Origin of the sequence: Agarivorans sp. QJM3NY_33, from assembly GCF_050870865.2 — a bacterium.
Lineage (GTDB): Bacteria > Pseudomonadota > Gammaproteobacteria > Enterobacterales > Celerinatantimonadaceae > Agarivorans.
The window spans coordinates 2,473,439-2,493,234 of the sequence record NZ_CP194039.2 but is presented as its reverse complement, the minus strand read 5'-3'; the positions used below and the strand labels follow the sequence as shown (position 1 = coordinate 2,493,234).

15 protein-coding genes and 5 tRNA genes are annotated in these 19,796 nt (G+C 41.3%); 8 read left to right on the top strand and 12 right to left on the bottom strand.

Translation table 11 applies throughout. From position 1 onward, the window contains the following. Positions 1–2 precede the first annotated feature (2 nt). On the bottom strand, positions 3–581 hold the full coding sequence (rsxA, locus tag ACRRSY_RS11220; protein ID WP_432453130.1) for an electron transport complex subunit RsxA: 579 nt from the start codon (positions 579–581) through the stop codon (positions 3–5). 345 nt (positions 582–926) lie between these two features. Here rsxA and nrdD point away from each other — a divergent pair, with 345 nt between their 5' ends. Together nrdD and nrdG are read left to right on the top strand one after the other, a co-directional pair. After that, complete coding sequence (gene nrdD, locus ACRRSY_RS11215) at positions 927–3,047, top strand: anaerobic ribonucleoside-triphosphate reductase (RefSeq protein WP_432463187.1); 2,121 nt, start codon at positions 927–929, stop codon at positions 3,045–3,047. Beyond that, positions 3,048–3,548, top strand: coding sequence for an anaerobic ribonucleoside-triphosphate reductase-activating protein (nrdG, locus tag ACRRSY_RS11210; protein ID WP_432453128.1), 501 nt, complete (start codon positions 3,048–3,050; stop codon positions 3,546–3,548). It abuts the gene before it with no gap. On the opposite strand, the gene ACRRSY_RS11205 is transcribed toward nrdG, so the two are convergent. From ACRRSY_RS11205 to ACRRSY_RS11180, 6 genes are all read right to left on the bottom strand, one after another. Beyond that, positions 3,519–5,363 carry an EAL domain-containing protein gene (locus ACRRSY_RS11205; RefSeq protein WP_432463186.1) on the bottom strand — a complete coding sequence of 615 codons (1,845 nt, stop codon included), beginning with the start codon at positions 5,361–5,363 and terminating at the stop codon, positions 3,519–3,521. The genes nrdG and ACRRSY_RS11205 overlap by 30 nt on opposite strands. Positions 5,364–5,497: 134 nt before the next feature. Further along, positions 5,498–5,573 (bottom strand) — tRNA-Asn (locus tag ACRRSY_RS11200). A gap of 32 nt (positions 5,574–5,605) precedes the next feature. Continuing rightward, positions 5,606–5,681: transfer RNA gene (locus ACRRSY_RS11195), tRNA-Asn, on the bottom strand. 27 nt (positions 5,682–5,708) lie between these two features. Beyond that, positions 5,709–5,784 (bottom strand) — tRNA-Asn (locus ACRRSY_RS11190). 33 nt (positions 5,785–5,817) lie between these two features. After that, positions 5,818–5,893: transfer RNA gene (locus tag ACRRSY_RS11185), tRNA-Asn, on the bottom strand. Positions 5,894–5,922: 29 nt separating this feature from the next. Continuing rightward, a tRNA-Asn gene (locus tag ACRRSY_RS11180) sits at positions 5,923–5,999 on the bottom strand. Between the two features lie 1,179 nt (positions 6,000–7,178). Here ACRRSY_RS11180 and uvrB point away from each other — a divergent pair. Continuing rightward, positions 7,179–9,170 (top strand): excinuclease ABC subunit UvrB, encoded by a 1,992-nt coding sequence (gene uvrB / locus ACRRSY_RS11175; RefSeq protein WP_432453125.1) that lies wholly within the window; start codon positions 7,179–7,181, stop codon positions 9,168–9,170. A gap of 49 nt (positions 9,171–9,219) precedes the next feature. Here uvrB and tpiA read toward each other — a convergent pair whose 3' ends face one another. Both tpiA and ACRRSY_RS11165 read right to left on the bottom strand, forming a co-directional pair. Further along, positions 9,220–9,972: a triose-phosphate isomerase gene (gene tpiA / locus ACRRSY_RS11170; RefSeq protein WP_432453124.1), complete on the bottom strand. Its 753-nt coding sequence runs from the start codon at positions 9,970–9,972 to the stop codon at positions 9,220–9,222. 114 nt (positions 9,973–10,086) lie between these two features. Continuing rightward, complete coding sequence (locus ACRRSY_RS11165; protein WP_432453123.1) at positions 10,087–10,863, bottom strand: ElyC/SanA/YdcF family protein; 777 nt, start codon at positions 10,861–10,863, stop codon at positions 10,087–10,089. Positions 10,864–11,067: 204 nt separating this feature from the next. Between ACRRSY_RS11165 and ACRRSY_RS11160 the strand changes: the two genes are divergently transcribed. Next, positions 11,068–12,258 carry an amino acid aminotransferase gene (locus ACRRSY_RS11160; protein ID WP_432463185.1) on the top strand — a complete coding sequence of 397 codons (1,191 nt, stop codon included), beginning with the start codon at positions 11,068–11,070 and terminating at the stop codon, positions 12,256–12,258. A 32-nt stretch (positions 12,259–12,290) separates the two neighbouring features. On the opposite strand, the gene ACRRSY_RS11155 is transcribed toward ACRRSY_RS11160, so the two are convergent. Further along, positions 12,291–13,511, bottom strand: a complete 1,221-nt coding sequence (locus ACRRSY_RS11155) for a GGDEF domain-containing protein (protein WP_439033354.1) — start codon at positions 13,509–13,511, stop codon at positions 12,291–12,293. A gap of 175 nt (positions 13,512–13,686) precedes the next feature. On the opposite strand from ACRRSY_RS11155, the gene ACRRSY_RS11150 reads away from it, so the two are divergent. Continuing rightward, complete coding sequence (locus tag ACRRSY_RS11150) at positions 13,687–15,225, top strand: DUF3369 domain-containing protein (RefSeq protein WP_432453118.1); 1,539 nt, start codon at positions 13,687–13,689, stop codon at positions 15,223–15,225. A 138-nt stretch (positions 15,226–15,363) separates the two neighbouring features. After that, positions 15,364–15,909 (top strand): YaeQ family protein, encoded by a 546-nt coding sequence (locus ACRRSY_RS11145; protein WP_432463183.1) that lies wholly within the window; start codon positions 15,364–15,366, stop codon positions 15,907–15,909. A 57-nt stretch (positions 15,910–15,966) separates the two neighbouring features. Here ACRRSY_RS11145 and ACRRSY_RS11140 read toward each other — a convergent pair whose 3' ends face one another. After that, on the bottom strand, positions 15,967–16,299 hold the full coding sequence (locus ACRRSY_RS11140; RefSeq protein ID WP_432463182.1) for a PBPRA1643 family SWIM/SEC-C metal-binding motif protein: 333 nt from the start codon (positions 16,297–16,299) through the stop codon (positions 15,967–15,969). 595 nt (positions 16,300–16,894) lie between these two features. On the opposite strand from ACRRSY_RS11140, the gene ACRRSY_RS11135 reads away from it, so the two are divergent. After that, on the top strand, positions 16,895–17,191 hold the full coding sequence (locus ACRRSY_RS11135) for a DUF134 domain-containing protein (protein ID WP_432453113.1): 297 nt from the start codon (positions 16,895–16,897) through the stop codon (positions 17,189–17,191). Positions 17,192–17,384: 193 nt separating this feature from the next. Continuing rightward, entirely contained in the window at positions 17,385–18,983 is a 1,599-nt protein-coding gene (locus tag ACRRSY_RS11130; protein WP_432463181.1) for an EAL domain-containing protein, read from the top strand. A 275-nt stretch (positions 18,984–19,258) separates the two neighbouring features. Here the strand turns inward: ACRRSY_RS11130 and ACRRSY_RS11125 are convergent, their stop codons facing one another. After that, positions 19,259–19,786, bottom strand: a complete 528-nt coding sequence (locus ACRRSY_RS11125; protein ID WP_432463180.1) for a PEP-CTERM sorting domain-containing protein — start codon at positions 19,784–19,786, stop codon at positions 19,259–19,261. Positions 19,787–19,796: the final 10 nt, after the last annotated feature.

Here is a 19,796-nt window from a genome sequence, read left to right as displayed (position 1 = left end):
GGTTACTTAATTAGGCCGGCAAAACCGACGAAGGCTAAAGACATGAGTCCAGCGGTGATCATCGCGATCGCAGCCCCTTTAAAAGGGAGGGGAATATCGGCAACGACTAAACGTTCGCGCATGGCAGAAAATAGTATCAGTACTAATGAGAAACCGACCGCAGCCCCAAAACCATAAATGATGGACTCAAATAGATCATGCTGCTCATTTATATTTAATAGCGCCACGCCCAACACCGCACAGTTGGTGGTAATTAAGGGTAAATAGATCCCCAATACGCGGTGCAATGCGGGGCTAGCTTTTTGGACAAACATTTCCGTAAATTGAACCACAACTGCGATCACAAGGATAAAACTCATGGTACGCAAATAGGTGATATCTAGTGGCGCCAAAATATACTGTTCGACCAGATACGAGCACATAGAAGCCAGAGTCAATACAAATGTAGTGGCTAATGCCATTCCTATAGCGGTTTCTACTTTGCTAGAAACCCCCATGAAGGGACACAGGCCCAAGAACTTAACCAGTACAAAGTTGTTAACCAGTACGGTACTAATCAATAACAACAGATATTCAGTCATTTATATAAGATGCAGCCAAACAAAAGCGTATTATCCCCGTTTGTGGTCTTTATAACAACCGTGAGATCACTGTGGAAAAAGGCCATAAATTTTGCCGTGATTTGTGGAGCATTTTTAGGCAAACAGATCAGCTTTTTTAGCTTAGCTTGATCTTGATCATTTGATTTTGCTTTAACGTTTAAACTTCTCGACTACCATATCTAGTGGGAACTACAATTCTCAACCACAATATATGGTTATCCGATCATCCAGATGCTTTTTTATACAATATCGACAGCTAAGCCTTTGGTAGCGCGGGTTCCGCAATTTTCTAATGAATGAGTGAGTAAAATTGGAGCGTAAATCGTGAAAACAGTCGTGATCAAGCGAGACGGAAGCCGTGTACCTTACGACGCTAAACGGATTGTTGACGCCGTATTGAAAGCCGCAGAGGCTTTAGGCGTAAAAGATAATCTTGTCGCATTACAAATAGCGCAGCAGGTGACCGAACAATTTATCAATCTGGCAGAAGTTGATATCAACGACATTCAAGCCTCAGTTGAAAATTGCCTGATGGAAAATGACAATAAGACTTTGGCTCGCGCCTATATTGAGTATCGTCATGATCGAGATGTTGCCCGCGACAAACGTAGCGTTTTAAATAACGAAATCAGAGGACTGGTCGAGCAAAGTAATGCCGCCTTGCTTAATGAGAACGCCAATAAAGATAGCAAAGTGATCCCGACTCAACGTGATCTTTTAGCCGGGATTGTTGCAAAGCATTATGCGAAAACCCATTTGTTACCTCGAGATGTTGTTAAGGCTCACGATAGCGGTGAGATCCACTTCCATGACTTAGACTACGCTCCATTTTTTCCGATGTTTAATTGTATGCTAATTGACCTTGAAGGCATGCTCACTGGTGGTTTTAAAATGGGCAATGCTGAAATTGAGACGCCAAAGTCCATTTCTACTGCAACTGCGGTGACAGCGCAGATTATTGCTCAGGTTGCGAGTCATATTTATGGTGGCACAACTATCAATCGAATTGATGAGATTCTGGCGCCTTATGTTCTCAAAAGTCATGAAAAGCATTTAGCTACTGCTAAACAATGGGAAATAGCGGATCAAGAGGCTTATGCGAAAGCACAAACTGAGAAAGAATGTCATGATGCTTTTCAGTCTTTAGAGTATGAAGTGAATACTTTACATACAGCCAACGGGCAAACACCGTTTGTCACCTTCGGTTTTGGTTTAGGCTCCTGTTGGGCGGCACGGTTGATTCAGCGCTCAATTTTACAAAATCGTATTGCAGGTTTAGGCAAAAATGCCAAAACCGCGGTATTCCCTAAATTGGTCTTTGCGATTAAAGATGGTTTAAATCATAAGCCTGAAGATCCGAGTTACGATATTAAACAACTTGCCTTAGAGTGTGCATCTAAACGAATGTACCCTGATATTTTGAACTACGACAAAGTCGTTGAAGTGACCGGTTCTTTTAAAACCCCAATGGGGTGTCGCAGTTTCTTGGGACCTTATCAAGAGGGCGGTAAAGAAGTCCATGATGGTCGAAATAACCTCGGTGTTGTCAGTTTAAATTTACCGCGGATAGCCATCGAAGCAAAAGGGGATGAACAACGATTCTATGAGTTGTTAGACCAACGTTTAAGTATCGCCAAGCAAGGTCTTGATACCCGAATAGAGCGTCTAAAAGGGGTGAAAGCCAAAGTTGCTCCTATTTTATATATGGAAGGAGCTTGTGGTGTTCGCTTAAACGCCGAAGACGATGTCTCCAAAATATTTGAAAATGGTCGAGCTTCTATTTCATTGGGTTATATTGGCCTACATGAAACAGTAAATGCTTTATATGCTGATGACCAACATGTTTACGATAGTAAACAGTTACGACAAAAGGCCCTTGGGATCGTAACGGTGCTGAAACAAGCAACTCTGCGTTGGGAGAAAGAAAGTGGTTATGCTTTCAGCTTGTATAGTACGCCTAGTGAGAATTTATGTGACCGTTTCTGTCGTTTAGATGCGAAGAAGTTTGGGGTGATAGCAGGAGTTACGGATAAAGGTTATTACACCAATAGTTTCCATTTGGATGTAGAGAAACAGGTCAATCCGTTTGATAAGATCGACTTTGAACAGCCTTACCCTGCGATCTCTAGCGGCGGGTTTATTTGCTATGGTGAATATCCAAATATGCAACATAATACAGAAGCCCTAGAAGACGTTTGGGACTATAGCTATGATCGGGTGCCTTATTATGGGACAAATACGCCGATTGATGAGTGTTATGAATGTCATTTTACGGGCGAATTTAACTGTACCAGCAAAGGCTTTGAATGTCCTTCATGTGGCAATAGTGAAGCCAGTAAGGTATCGGTTATTCGTCGGGTTTGCGGTTACTTAGGTAGTCCTGATGCACGTCCGTTTAACTATGGCAAACAAGAAGAAGTGAAGCGTCGGGTCAAACATCTGTAAATGCATTATCTTAGCTACCATACGATCGACGTGGTGAATGGACAGGGTACGCGTTGTACCTTGTTTGTTGCTGGTTGTGAGCATCAGTGTAAGGGCTGTTATAATCAGAAGTCTTGGCGTTGTGATGCGGGGCATGAATTTACCGATGCCTTAGAACAGAAAATTATTGATGATCTAAATGACCCTCGAATTAAACGCAAAGGTTTAAGTTTGACTGGTGGCGATCCACTGCATCCTAACAACCTCGCAGCGATTAAACGTTTAGTATTACGAGTTAAAACTGAATGTATTGGCAAAGATATTTGGTTATGGACTGGTTATCGCTTAGCCGAGCTTAATCCTGCGCAACAAGATATCGTACGAATGATTGATACACTTATCGATGGTAAGTTCGAACAAAGCTTAGCCGATGCTAAGTTAGTTTGGCGGGGCAGTAGTAATCAGGTTATATATCAACACCCCTTGCGTGACTCAATGTATGAGCTTGGGTCGGGCAATTAAATAGCCTTGCAAGCTATCAACATACATCGATTCCAAAAGTTGTTTTTGTTCTAATGTCTCAACGCCTTGAGCGATAACTTGGCAGCCTAAGCGGTGCGACACTTCCACCAGCATACCGACCAGTTGCTGGTTGGATTTGTCATTTGCAAGTTGTTGCACTAAATCGCTGCTAATTTTTACATAGTTTGGCTTCAATTCTTTAAATAGCTTAAAAGAGCCGATCCCCGTACCAAAGTCTGCAATAGCGGTATGGCAACTGTTTTTCCTTAATATTTCGAACAATTTTTTTGCATTGCTTAAGTGCAAATTCAGAACTTCTTCTTCTAGTTCAAATACGACTCGTGATTGCAGGTTGGGGTATTTTGACAATTCTTGACTTAACCAGGTGCAAAAACTCGGGTCGATTAAAACTAACTTACTCAGGTTGATCCCCCAGCGATATTCTGCATTCTGTTCGGCGATGGTTTGCAATACATAAGCAAGGGTCGATTGTTCGAGTTTTGCAATTAACCCAAGACGTTCAGCCATAACTAAACATGTTTCGGTAGGCAATTGTTGCTGGTCTTCAGATAAGAAACGAATGAAAACTTCATGATAAGCGGGCATTGTACGATGCAGTGATTGAATGGCCTGAGAAGCGATACGAAAGCGCTGGTGTGTTAATAATGAACTGAGGGTCGTATGCCATTGTAGTTCGCTACTCTCGAGAGTATGGCTATCTTCGAGTACCAGCTCCCAAGCATTTGGAGAAAGACTTTGGGCGATTTCTAAGGCGGCATCTGCTCGGGTGATGATTCGCTCGATAGTATCTCCATTTTTAAATTCGGTGATACCGATGTAGGCGGCACTTTGCATTTGTTTACGATGACTCAAATCACTAAATGACGCGCTTAAGTTTTGCGCGACTTGACTGATTCGAGTCGCAGGTAGTCTTGGAATGATCAACGCAAATTCAGCGCCAAGCAAACGGTATAATAAGCTGTTGTGGTATTCTTTACGGTTGTAATCGATGATATTAGCCACTTCTTGTATATATTCATCTCCGGCTTGATGACCTCGCACTTTATTAATTTCTTGTAACTGAGAAGCTCTGACTAAAAATAGTACAGTATCTTTGAGTTCAGATTTTAATAGACTTTGCATTTTCTGGCGAAATGAATGGCGATTTAACTGGCCAGTTAAAGGATCTAATGCAACTTGTTTTTCTAATTGGCCAATCGCATGTTTTTGTTCGCGGATTTGCTGAGTGAGTTGTAATTTTTGTTCTTTAATCAATTCTCCCACGGAGCCTAATACGGGTTGTTCATCGACATAACGTTCGGTATTTAGTAGCGTTTTAAGTTTACTTTTTACGCGCGAGATTGAACGCAAGAATAGAAGGCTGGTTAATACATAACCAAATAAACAAATACCAGCAATGGTTAAATAGAGCTTAAGGTAGTTGTCGCTGACAAATTCGAAAGACGGTTTATAGTTAACCTGGTAATTGTCGACGGTGATCGTTTGTAGTTTTGTTTTATTGGGTTCAACCAGCTCTACCAACCAATGTTGGGGAGGGCCAACTAAGGCAAGGTTGTTATCAATGGCTAACTGCGTTGAAATAAAACTGAGTTTATGCTGCTCAAGCAGCTGTTGTAAGTAAGTTTGCTTGAGCTGTGCGTCATCATTTAATTGCAGCTGTAGTAGGGTATTAATTTGTTGATTTTCGTGTGCTAAATCTTGCTTAAACAGTTGCACATGAACACTGACTAATCCACCCCATAAAGCGATAAATAAAAGAGCGTTTACAACAAAGAATGTTCTAAGGCCTTTCATAATCTACCTGTTCATTAAATCAGCAATATTTAATGATAATACATGTAAACAATAGACTTATCTATCAGATGGTTAGTGAATTGAGATCAACTAGCTAGAATAAACAATATTTAACAGAAGAGTGAGCTAGATAATGGCTCCCCAGGTTGGGCTTGAACCAACGACACATGGATTAACAGTCCACCGCTCTACCAACTGAGCTACTGGGGAATTATCAGCATTTACCTACGATAGTTTTGATGTGGCTCCCCAAGTTGGGCTTGAACCAACGACACATGGATTAACAGTCCACCGCTCTACCAACTGAGCTATTGGGGAATTATCAACACTATCTGCTTATATGATTGGCTCCCCAAGTTGGGCTTGAACCAACGACACATGGATTAACAGTCCACCGCTCTACCAACTGAGCTATTGGGGAATCATATAAGGTCTAACTTATTGTCATCAAGATTGGCTCCCCAAGTTGGGCTTGAACCAACGACACATGGATTAACAGTCCACCGCTCTACCAACTGAGCTATTGGGGAATCTTGATATGTACTAAAGCGAAACAGATTGGCTCCCCAGGTTGGAGTTGAACCAACGACACATGGATTAACAGTCCACCGCTCTAACCAACTGAGCTACTGGGGAATCGCTTTGCTTAAGTGCGGGGCGCATAGTAATAATTGCCCTGATAGCTGTCAACTAATTCTACCTCAAAAATGATAAATAGTGTTTGTTTGCTCAAACTACATCCACATATCACCCATCTTCGATCAAATCTTGCTCAGCGGTGATGAAAAACTGCTGAATTGGCGTCTGATGTAATTCGTTGTACGTAACCAACAAAGTCATGCTGGCTGCCTATCGTAAAGTAGTTTGTGATGCCTTGCCTAAAGTGTCGCGTTGCTATGTTTACTTACTGCAGAGCTGGTCGTTTATGCCTGTCTTAAATAATAGGCAGTGGTTAGCATTACCTTATGCTTGTATTGAATCGTTACCTTAAAACATGCGTCAATAATGGGAAAATAGTGGGGTGAGCCTAAACGATGTTGTTCACGAATCTGCCGTAAATTGAAATAGCCAACAACGCTCACTTTATTTAGGTGTCGAATAACAAAGGTCTTATACCTACACATGGCGCTAAAAAGTCGTTTTAACCAAATACCCTAAAACCAATTTGAAGGCTTGCTCTGCACTGCGCTTGTCACGCATTTAGCACCAGGCTGCCGTTTAATTCATAGCAAAAGTTTGCGGTGAGCTTAGGAAGATAGTTTTGCGAAGCTCTGTGACATCGGGTTTGCGATATTTTCAAAATTGCTTGCCAAAATTTTTTAAACTCGGTGTGTCATCATGGTTAAACTCTTGCAGTGCGCTACACTTTATTGCTGAGATTTATACACAATCCCGCAAAGCCTTTGGTTGTGGATGTTTCTATGACTTATCCACTGATTTTGTGGATAACTATGTGCATTAAAATATTATATCTGGCTGCAGGCCAATAAAGACGCGGGGTCAAGAGAAATTAAACGAAATTCAAAAATAAGCTTAACTCTATATATAACAAACACTTATTGTTATTTCTAGGATAAAAGCTCAAAATTCGACCGAGAAAATAAATATTGCATTTAACAAAAAAATCGGTGTGCATTACTTTTTGTTACAAGAAGTTTACTGTACACAATTCAGCAATTTCTGCTGTTAATTATACAAAACCGATATTCTCTACTGAACCGCAATAAATTGGCTGATAGCTATCGCGCGCTTATTTAAACTGAGCGACATTCGAGTAGAATGACGCTCATCTGGTTTTTAGTTGGTTATCGATTTATGAAAAAAACTTTCGATTTGGTTTCTGAATATACGCCTGCAGGCGATCAACCTAAAGCGATTGAAAGTCTAAATGAAGGCTTAGCAGATGGCTTAGCTCACCAAACCTTGCTAGGTGTCACTGGCTCCGGTAAAACTTTTACCATAGCCAACGTGATTGCCGAACAAAACCGTCCAACAATTATTTTGGCGCCAAACAAAACTTTAGCTGCGCAGCTATATGGTGAAATGAAGGAATTTTTCCCTCATAACGCCGTCGAGTTTTTTGTATCTTACTACGATTATTACCAACCAGAAGCCTACGTACCGACCACTGATACCTTTATTGAGAAAGATGCTTCGGTTAACTCGCATATTGAACAGATGCGACTCTCGGCCACTAAGGCGCTATTAGAGCGTAGGGACGTGGTGTTAGTTGCTTCAGTTTCTGCAATTTATGGTTTGGGAGATCCACAGTCGTATTTACAGATGATGTTGCACTTGAGTGTTGGGGATATGATTGACCAACGGGCCATTTTACGACGTCTCGCGGAATTACAATATTCTCGTAATGATGCGGCATTTCAACGCTCAACCTTTCGGGTTAGGGGAGATGTAATCGATGTTTTTCCTGCTGAATCCGATAAAAATGCTTTACGTATAGAATTATTTGACGGTGAAGTAGAACGACTCAGCAGCTTTGACCCGCTCACCGGAGTAGAAGAAGCTTCGATGGTCAGGGCAACTATTTTTCCTAAAACGCACTATGTTACTCCTCGCGAAACTATCGTTAACGCAATTTCTTCCATTAAAGAAGAGTTAAATGAGCGTAAAAGGCAGTTGCTTGACGTTAATAAGCTTATTGAAGAGCAACGAATTTCCCAACGGACTTTGTTTGACATCGAAATGATGAATGAATTGGGATATTGCTCTGGGATTGAAAACTACTCCCGATATCTCTCCAGTCGCGCCCCCGGCGAGCCACCACCAACCTTATTAGATTATCTTCCTGCTGATGGGCTGATGGTGATAGATGAGTCGCACGTCACCGTACCGCAAATTGGCGCGATGTATAAAGGTGACCGTTCACGAAAAGAAAATTTAGTGAATTACGGTTTTCGCTTGCCTTCAGCGCTGGACAATCGACCATTAAAATTTGAAGAATTCGAGTCGATTGCGCCGCAAACTATTTTTGTTTCGGCGACGCCGAGTACCTATGAACTTGAGAAAACTAATCAAGAATTTGTTGAGCAGGTCGTTAGGCCCACAGGGTTGCTGGATCCGGTCATTGAAGTGCGACCCGTTGCCACCCAAGTAGATGATTTACTATCAGAGATCCGAATTAGAACAGCGATTGATGAACGAGTGCTTGTAACTACGCTGACGAAGCGAATGGCCGAGGATTTAAGCGAGTATCTGGCAGAGCATCAAGTTAAAGTGCGTTATTTACACTCCGATATTGATACTGTAGAGCGGGTTGAAATCATTCGAGACTTACGTATGGGGATCTTTGACGTACTGGTTGGGATTAACTTGCTACGAGAAGGTTTAGACATGCCGGAAGTTTCGTTAGTCGCTATTCTGGATGCGGATAAGGAAGGCTTCTTGCGTTCAGAACGGTCTTTGATCCAAACCATTGGCCGTGCTGCCCGACATCCGCAAGGCAAAGCTATTTTGTACGGGGACAAAATTACTGGTTCGATGGATAAAGCTATCTCTGAGACCAACCGACGTCGTGAAATTCAACATGCTTACAATCAAGAGCGGGGGATTATTCCCCAAAAACTCAACAAAAAAGTTGTCGATATTAGTAACTTTGGAAAATCAAAAGCGCTGCAAGCTACAGAACCACAAGCACAATATCGAACTCTGACTCCAGAGATGATGTTAAAGAAAATTGCTGATTTAGAAAAGCAAATGATTGGTCATGCGAAGGAACTTGAGTTTGAACAAGCCGCAAGCTTGCGTGATAGTATCGCAGAGTTACATCAACAACTTATAAAAATGAGTTAAAAAAAAGCCGCGATGCTAAACGTCGCGGCTTAATAACAATGAATCGTGATTAGTTCGCAGCAAGAATAATTGCGCCAAACTCTTCAGCCATTAATGAAGCTCCGCCAACAAGCGCGCCGTCAATGTCAGCTTGAGAGAACAATTCTTTTGCAGTCGCAGCTTTTACGCTACCGCCGTAAAGAATTTGAACTTTTTCTGCAACACTTGCGCTTTGTGCTGCTAACCAGCCACGGATATGAGCATGAACCGCTTGTGCTTGCTCAGACGTTGCTGACTTACCAGTACCAATGGCCCATACCGGCTCGTAAGCAATCACTGCATTAGCTAGGGCATCAATACCACAAAGCTCAATTACAGCTTTTAATTGAGCTTCAACAACAGCTTCAGTTTTTCCGCTTTCATTCTCTTCAAGCGTTTCACCAATACAAAGAACAGGTACTAATTGGTTTTCCTGAATTGCTTTGAATTTTGCGGCTACGACTGCGTCAGTTTCGTTATGGTATTGGCGACGTTCGCTGTGGCCAACCAAGCTGTAAGTACAGCCGAATTCTTTTAACATGACGGGTGAATTTTCACCTGTAAATGCACCAGAAACGTTCACACTAGCATCTTGCGCGCCGTAAGCGATAGGAGCGTCACCGACTAAGGCTTCTACTTGACCTAAGAAAATCACTGGGGGGCAAATCGCTGTTTGTACATTGGTTGCAGCTTTTGCTGGCTCAATTAAACCATTCACTAACGCAGTAACTGAATCTTTCGTACCGTTTAGCTTCCAGTTACCCATTACAAGAGGTGTTCTCATCACGCTTTCTCCTTTAAGTAAATTGGCTCGATTATAGAGAATAAATTACAAAATCGTAGTGTTTACACGAAATTATCTGGTTAAAACTGAAAGTAGCTGATCTAAAACAAACGATTATGAAAAATGGTCACGAATTTTTTGCCACCAAATCCCCAATTTCTCGTGCCAAACCGCATCATAACGATAGATGAAGCGAGCATCCGGTAAAAATTCGTAAAGGCGTTGTTTTCCTTGGGCTTCTTTCCCTAAGTAATCCGTGGGAACAGGACTAATGTTGTTCGAGTATTGACGGAAGTACTGCAGTGCGCGTTGCATATGGGTTGCACTGGTAATCAGCGCTGTAGGTCGTTGACCAATATAACTAGCGATGACTGCGGCTTCTTGCTCTGTATCCATCGCTTTTGGAATGGTGATAATATTGGCTGGCGGAATATTAGCTGCTGTAGCAACCTTTTGCATTAATTCAGCATTACTATTGGGATCGCTTCCACCATAACCAGATACGATTAAGCGGCTCTGTGGATTCACAAGACTCAATTCGATGCCCTTAGTGATGCGGGCAAAAGATGAACGACTGAGTTGCTCAGTAGGGGACAACAAGGGGTCACTGATATGTCCGCCCCCCAAGACCACAACAAAGTCAAAACTATTGACCAGCTGACTCGGAGGCAGAACTTGTCGCTCGTTTGCGATTAACTGCTGATTAACCCACCAAGGATTACTGGTAAGCAATAATATGACTAAAGCAGGTAAAAGGGTGATCGCGGCGCGATAAGGCCGTTTAGTGAGGCAAAAGTAAAGTGATAACACCAAAAAAAATAGCGAAATGTTGAGAGGCATCAGTAACGAACCTAACCATTTTTTTACAATAAAACCTAAACTTAAATCCATATAGCTGGTTCTCTAGTTTGCGATGCAAGCATCTTAATCTATCCTTATTCATAGGTGTTTAAAATTATCAAAAATCTCGACTTAATCCAAATTAATGCGTTAAATCAAAATTTACTTGTTATTTTTTCCTCTACATAAAGACAGCTTTCTAAACTTAAGGTAATCTTCGCTCAATACAGGCAAGTAATTAGCAGTGAGGAAAGTATGTTTGAGCGTGTTTCCGCGGCCGCGGCAGATCCCATTTTAGGTTTAACTGAAGCTTTTAAAGCCGATCCCCGTCTTAACAAGATTAATCTAGGAGTCGGTATTTATAAAAACGAAGCTGGTGCAACTCCAGTTTTAAAGACCGTTAAAATTGCAGAGCAGAAGTTACTGGAAACGGAAAGTAGTAAGTCTTATCTTAGTATTGAAGGTAATCCTGCTTATGGCTTGGAAGTACAGAAACTGTTGTTTGGTGAAAATAGTGAAATCGTAAGCAGCCAACGCGCTTTTACGGCTCAGTCGCCAGGTGGTACCGGGGCTCTGCATAATGCCGCTGAATTCGCTTATAATCATTTAGGTGTACGTACTGTTTGGGTGAGTAACCCAACTTGGGCCAACCACGGCAATATTTTTAAAGCCTTAGGCCTTGAAGTAAAAGCTTACGATTACTACAACCCAGAGACCCAAGATCTCGACTTTGCAGCGATGTTAAGTTCTTTAGAGCACGTTAGTGCGGGCGACTTAGTGCTTTTCCACGGCTGTTGTCATAATCCTACTGGCATCGACCCAACAATTGAACAATGGCAGCAATTAGCCAATTTAGCAGCAAGCAAAAAGATATTGCCATTGTTTGATTTCGCTTACCAAGGGTTTTCTATAGGTGTGGAAGAAGATGCCGCTGGTTTGCGACTTTTTGCCGAACAAATTAAAGAGTTAATGGTTGCCAGTTCTTTTTCTAAAAACTTTGGCTTATATAATGAGCGGGTGGGTGCATTCACTTTGGTTGCTCAAAACAAAGAGCAGGGCGCCGCGGCATTTAGCCAAGTAAAAGCAGGTATTCGAGCGAACTACTCGAATCCACCATCTCACGGCGCTGCTGTGGTGACTACAATTTTGCAAAACCCAGAGCTAAAAGCGCAATGGCATAGCGAAGTCACAGAGATGCGTGAGCGGATTAAAGAAATGCGTGACTTGTTTGTTGCCACGTTAGCTGAAAAAGGCGCTGAGGGTGATTACAGCTTTATTCAGCGCCAGAATGGTATGTTCTCGTTCTCTGGTTTAAGTAAACAACAAGTGCAAATCTTAAAAGAGCAACATGCGGTATATATTGTTGGCTCGGGTCGGATCAGCGTCGCCGGGATGACCAAAGACAATATGCAAGCATTATGTGAAGCGATAGCAGCGGTTGTGTAGCAAGTAAACAATAAGGCTTAGCTTGCTAAGCCTTATCCTATCACGACATTGCGCCCCTTCTTTTTCGCTTCATACAAGGCATTATCTGCATCTTTTATCACTTCCTCTGCACTGGCGTGTAGATTAGATTTCTCTGCCACTCCAATACTTACCGTAATTTGTACCGTATTTTTAGGCTCGGGTTGTTCCCCTCGGCGTGATTTATCGCTGGTATTACGACTGTTATTATCACGAATAGCGAAAGGGGTTTGAGCAATGAGCTCGCGTATGTCATCTAAAAATATTTTGGCATGCTCGAGTTGCTTGCCCTTAAATAATACCGTGAACTCTTCTCCCCCATAACGAAACACTTGACCTCCACCTTCAATTTGGTCCAGCTTTGCTGCCACCATCGCCAAGACATCATCACCCACATCATGGCCATAGGTATCATTAAATTTTTTGAAATGGTCAATATCCACCATGGCTAGGCAATAGTTTTTAGACAGTCCAGCTAAGCGCTCAAATAACATGCGTCGACCTAATAATCCGGTGAGCTCATCGCGATAAGCCAGTTCATGTGAAGCATTAAATCCGCTGAACAACATGATTAACATCGATGCTGTAAAAAAAATTGAAGAAATAGCTTCTCTGTCGAGAAAAATCAACGGAAAGGTACTGGCTAAGAAACTAAAAAACAGTCCAATCGAAATACTGGTTGGTTTATTGATGAAACGAATAAATGAGATAACCAAACAAAACATGATGAACCCGAGCGCATTTAGGCTAATCACGAGGCCTTCGAGCGGGCGGGGGCTAAACCATTGTTTAATCATACCTTGCATATCGAGGGCAAAAAAGTCGATGATGACTGGTATGCTTAGCATTTGTAATGCTAAGCAAATATACCAAACGAGAGCTCGCCGAGTTATCCAGCCGTTATCTTTGACTAATTGATTAAGAAACAAGTTGAAAGGAATGAATAAACCGAGCACAGTAAAGCAGGTCGAAGCAGTTGGCTCTGCGAGCGGTTGCTGTAAGTAGTTGACTATTAACCAATAACTAAAAGTGTTTACAAGTGCTACCACGAATAACTGCCGTCGATTAAACTGCAGCGCCAGCATTGTGATAATGGTAGCAAAGCCATAGGGTAACCAATAAATGAGTTCGCGAATATTGGTAGACAAGCTTGAATACCAAATTAGTGTCCCTGTCGCTATCATCAAAATGGCGAGGGACGGGAATACATTATGGCTTGTTAAGCGACTTTCCATAAATTTCAAGTAATTGAGTTTGGAATGATTTTATAGAATATTTAACTAATTTAAAATCGATATAGGCCAATAAGCAGTCTGGCCTCGAAGTTTTCTACAGTAACTGCATATTAGTCTTTGATATTATGCAGTTACTGTTCTAATTTTACTGTAACGAAAAAATACGGAGCGGCGCATGAGTGACTTTCTGTTCATTGATGATACTGAAGAACCGGTAAAAAAAGTTACCAAAGCATCTTGGAAGTTATTGGTTATTGATGATGAAGCTGAAATTCACTCGGTAACGCGCTTAGTGCTGTCTGGGGTTGAAATTGATGGTTATCAGTTAGAGTTTCTTTCTGCTTATAGTGCGGAGGAGGCGCGCCAAATATTTAATGAGCATGATGATATCGCGATTGCTTTAGTCGATGTGGTGATGGAAACCGATCATGCTGGCTTGGAATTAGTTCGCTGGATCCGCGAAACCAAAGAAAACCATGCTACGCGCTTGATTTTAAGGACCGGCCAGCCAGGGCAGGCTCCAGAAGAGTCGGTGATTAAAGATTACGATATCAATGATTATAAGAGCAAAACAGAATTAACCGCCACCAAGTTAAAAACCATTACTTATTCAGCGATCCGTTCTTACCGAGATATTCTATTCATCGAACGTCATCGCTCTGGTTTGTTGAAGGTTATCGAGTCCACATCCTTAGTTTTAAAGAGTAAAACACTTTACCACTTCGGATCAGCGGTGTTAGAGCAGTTGGTTGAATTGTTTCAGTTAGAAACGTCGGCAATGTATATCACCACCTTAACTGAAGACGTATTACATCATCAGTCGTTTAATGTATTGGCTGCGACCGGTGATTTTGTGACGAATGAGCACAATGAATCTGATTTTGATCAGAGTAAGATCCCTGATAACGTAAAAGCATTGCTCAAACACGCGTTACAAGAGCGTAGAACCATCGTAAATGAAGACTGTTATGTTGGATTTTACTCAACCGATAATCGTAGTGTTAGTCTGCTTTATGTACAACATGAGAAACCGCTTGATGATATAGAAAAGGGCTTGTTAGAAGTATTTGCGACTAATATCGCATTAACTTTCGAAAACCTCACGATTAAAGAAGAGATCCAAGATACCCAAAAAGAACTTATTTTTATTATTGGTGACGCCATTGAACAACGTAGTAAAGAAACAGGGTCACACGTTAAACGGGTGTCGTTGATTTGCGAACTAATGGCCAAAAAATTAAATTTTGACCCTGAATTTGTTGAATTGTTTAAATACGCGGCCCCATTACATGATTTGGGTAAGATTGCTATACCGGAGTCGATTCTGCATAAACCTGGTAAGCTAGATGCTCAGGAGTGGGAGGTGATGCAAACTCACGCTCAAGTTGGTCACGATTTGCTTGCCGATTCCAATAAGATTATTGCCCGTCTCGGAGCCGAAATATCTATTTGCCATCATGAAAAATGGGATGGTAGCGGATATCCTCGTCAATTAGCGGGGGAAGACATTCCTTTAGTGGGCCGAATCATGGCTATTACCGATGTATTTGATGCTTTGGGGTCGAAGCGCTCTTATAAAGAGCCCTGGTCGAACGCAGAAATCAAACAATTTATCATCGAACAAAAAGGAAAACACTTTGATCCAACCTTAGTTGATCTGTTAATCGAGAATTTTGACGAGTTCTTAGAAATTCGCAACAGCCATCCGGATTAACGATCGATAGCTAATAGGCCAAAGGCTAATATTTTCGTGTTATTTCATTGAATTTACTTAATAAAAAGCGCATTCTCTTCATTTAACTAGCTCTGTGCCTAAGCGCTCAGAGCTCAGCTATATCGAATAGGCGCTACAGTGGCACTAAAACCCACCATCTATAAATTGCGGATCTCTCTCTCTGATTTAAACCGTAATTACTATGACACACTCAATTTAACCATTGCCCAACACCCTTCTGAAACGCTTGAAAGGATGATGGCTCGGGTAATGGCTTATTGCCACAGTGCAGAACAAGGTTTGGAGTTTACCAAGGGCTTAAGTGAAATCGAACAGCCCGACCTTTGGTCGAAGTCTCTCGATGGTCAGGTTCAACTATGGATTGATGTGGGGGAACCCAGTGCTGAACGCATTAAGAAGGCGACGCGTCTCGCGGAAACGGTAAAAGTGTATAGTTTTAACTCTAAATCAAATACTTGGTGGCAACAAATCCAAGGAAAACTGACTCGGTTGGATTTGCAAGTTTGGCAACTTGATTGGCAAGAGGTTTGTAAACTGGCATCTTATGTGGAGCGAACCATGGAACTATCTGTGACGATTACCGAACAATCCGCCTATGTCACGATTGGTAGTCATGAATTAGATATTAACTGGAAGCCGCTTCAGTTGCCGATTTCAGATTAAGTGAGAGTTAAAATATTCAAGCTTAATTCCACCAGCATTATTAACTATATGAATCGCTTAACCACAACATTTTTTATATTTTTTACCGCTGCCACAATCGCAAGGGTCATTGCGTTTTGGGGTTTTATCAAAAATAGCTGTTTGCGGTGTATCTAATAAAACTTTTAGCGCTTGGATATCTTCCTCGGTCTCAGGTGCTAAGACGATATTGGCAATCAGTTGTAGCTCTGATAACTGGGTTTCAAGCTCAAGCTTTCGCGCCTCAGTTTGTACTCTCAGCTGAAGAGGCTTTTCAGCCGAACCTGGTTTGATGTTTCGTTTTGTACTAAAACCAAAACTCTCATATTTAGGTCTTTTCTCGATTTTTCCCTTATAAAAAAACTTTGACATCACTCGAGTCCTCTTGCTAAAAATAATACGGAGCATGCTTATACAGCAATTACGAGGCTAAAGAAACCTTCTCGTTGGGTAAAGTTTATAGCTTGTGGACCCGACTTAACTCATAAGGCAATGTAAATTTATCATTGGCATTTTTTACTCTAGCCAAGAGTGAAGTCTAAGGCGGCAAGCATAAGCTTTCTATAGAGAAGTCATTTGCATCAGGACGTTCAATGGATAAAAAAAAACCACTACATAATAGAGTGGTGTCCATAAGGGAGGATTTGTTTTCAGCCATCACTGAAAATATATCGTCATCAAGCAAACAGTGACGATGAAAGTAGTTTAAAAACGCGAGAGCTAATCAAATAATTGATAAGTTCTATTTGATTAAAGCAGAGCATTTCAATTTTATTAACTGTAAACATTAACAGTTGTGAAACCGAACTATTTGTACGCGATATTTATGTCTTTCTATTTAGTACAAAAATTGACATGTCTTTCACTTATGGGGCAGTCTATCAAGCAAACTTTCCCTTGATTATGGTTGGGATAGATTGGTGAATAGTGTATATATGTAGCCAATGCCATTTATGTAGATTTAACAATGCCTAGACCCAAAATACCTCGCAATATATGCGGTACGGCAGCAGATAGCTGTTTTAAGCCAAATCGGATCCCAATGAGTGAACTGGAGAAGGTTCAGTTGGATAAAGACGAATTTGAAGCTTTACGTTTGGTTGACCAAATGAAAATGCAACAGCAAAAAGCGGCAATAGAAATGGGGGTTTCACGGCAAACTCTTGCCAATATTCTTAAGTCAGCTCGCTTTAAGGTAGTCGATTGCTTAAGTAATGGTAAAGCGTTAATGATGCATAGTGAAAATGATGAGAATATTGAGTGAAGCTAAAGCGGAGCATGTTTAAAACAAAAACGCTGAGATAACAAATTGTTGCTTCACTTAAAGGCTCCAATCCTATCGGGCATGGTTATCTACATGTCGTTTTATCGAAGAGCACCAGGGTGAAACCGATTGCAATCGTTATAGGGCTAAGTAAAATCTTGTTCGCTCGTTTAGAACAACTATAGGTATCGGCATGTCAGAAGTTATAATTAACAGTTTTTATTGTCATTTACGGGCAAAAACTAAGTATATAAATTGGATTATTCCTTTCTGCGTTTGTGTATGTGTTGTGTTTGCGGTTCATTACGTGTTAGTTCACCGTGAGTTAAAATTATTAGAAAGTTATGGTGATTCTGCTTTTGCAACAGCAATGGATATTGGAAACGAGGTCGATCACAGTATCCGCATCGCAAATAGTGTTAAAGATGACTTTTGCTCTAGTAGCGATATCCGTTTTTTGACAGAAGTGATGTTTGCGTATGAGTATATAGTCGATGTTGGTCGAGTTGATAATGGCCATGTGGCTTGTACCGTTAAGCTTGGTTCCTTAACCCCCCCAGTAGAGCTTGGCACCTACACTATTAAACACAAAGAAAAGCTGATTCAACAGGATAATGGTCTGTCTGCAAAAGAAGCGAGTAATATAAGAGTATTTTCCAAGGGAAGTGTGATTGTCAGCGTTAACGACATGTTTTTTCATAATGTTGACTTATCGTCTCTATCTTTACATGGCATGGGGGGGATCTTATACAACAAACAAACTAAGCAAGTGGTTCAAAAGTTTGGAGAAGTTTCCGAGATAGATGTTTCTAGTCTATTAGGAAAGCAAAACTTTAATTGGTTACCGTTACCGAATAACTTCTTGGAGCATCGAGAATGTAACGATGACTATAATATTTGCTTAGTGGTGTTTCAAATCAAGCCCGGCATTTATCAATTGGATCTATTTTTGATAGTCTTTCTTGGTCTGATTGGATTCTCAATTGGTAAGTTATTTTTATGGAAATATAAAGATTACTACTACGGGCAGCAAGCATTTACCAGAGCCCTGAGTCATGCGATAAACAATAATCAAATCTATCCGGTTTATCAGCCAAAGGTTCATTTAAGCAACGGTAAAATGGCTGGGGTTGAGGCGTTAGCGCGATGGCACGATCCGCAATTAGGGCAGATTTCGCCAGAAATCTTTATTGCTGCAGCAGAACAATCACTACTGATTAGTAAACTAACGCGTAAGTTTATCGTGAAGGTTTTCGATGATCTAAACAACCCTGAGTTTGTGAATGCTGGTTATACCGTGAGTATTAACATTGCAATTTCAACCTTGTTAGAAGAAGATTTTTTCGATTTTATTGAAAGTCAGCGGATTAAAACGCAACAGCCAACAGAAAATATTATTTTAGAAATCACGGAACGTTCTTCCGCTGACTTCAAGCAGATGTCTGCCTATGCCAAGCGATTTTCGAGAGCGGGTTATAAAATATCTTTAGATGACTTCGGTACGGGAATGTCCAACCTTACTTGGATAAATACCTTTGAACCGAATGAAATCAAAATAGACAAAGAGTTTACTCAGGCGATTGACTGCGACACTCTAAATAAATTAACACTGGAAGGTATATTTGGCTTGTTAGAGAAGTTCAACGTGCACGTTGTTTTTGAAGGGATCGAAACACAAGTGCAATTGAACTATATATTGCAACGTTCACCTCAAGCGATCGGCCAAGGCTGGCTGTTTGCTAAGCCGCTAGAGCCATCGGCTCTATTTGATTATATTGAGCGAGATGGTTAATACCTCGATTGTTTGAAGTCTGCATGTTGCTTTTTATTCGAGGGTAATTGAGAGCCGTAGCTAACAGCTTCTTAGTATTTTTTCTACACCGAGTTGTATCGCAAACAGCATCGGCTTAAGCTCGAGTGGTAGGCTTACAATAAGCGGTGTCGAGATTCTAATAAGGAAGAACCAGCTTGCTTGATGCAGAAAGTAGCGGTTTTTCAGTTTTATCGAAAGCAATATATTTAGAATAAAAAGCCCAAGCTGGTGCCTGGGCTTTTAACTTGGTGAACTTAAGCTGGAAGTGAAGCGTGAGCTTTTCGTCTAAATCCCATAACGCCAAGCCCCATCAACAACATCGCCAGTGACGCTGGTTCTGATACTTGAGGCGTGTTGGCGATTTGGTCACCAAATGAATCTGCGATATAGACGTTGATTAACTCAAATGATTGGGCTGAAAAAGCCGACTGAGCGGTAAAGCTCGCACTGGCTAGTTCAAACACTCCAACCGGAACGTCTAGGTTATCAAACCATAGGCTGTATACACTTAGTGTATTACTGGCTGATAAGAACGCATCGGTTACCATTGCCCACTGAGTGTTTAAGACATTAAATCCGCTGTCTTGGTAGCTGGCCAAGGTCTCATCAAAGCGCAGACCAAAATCTAGTTCGGCAATATTTGCTGCCGAATTATCAACCATCATACGTACATCCACTAAGTCACCAGCGGCATATTGACTGGCATTTGTTTCCAGTGAGATAAACGCTGCATTGGCTTGTAATGTGAACAATGTTGCAAGTAGTGTGATTATATATTTCATCGGTAATTCC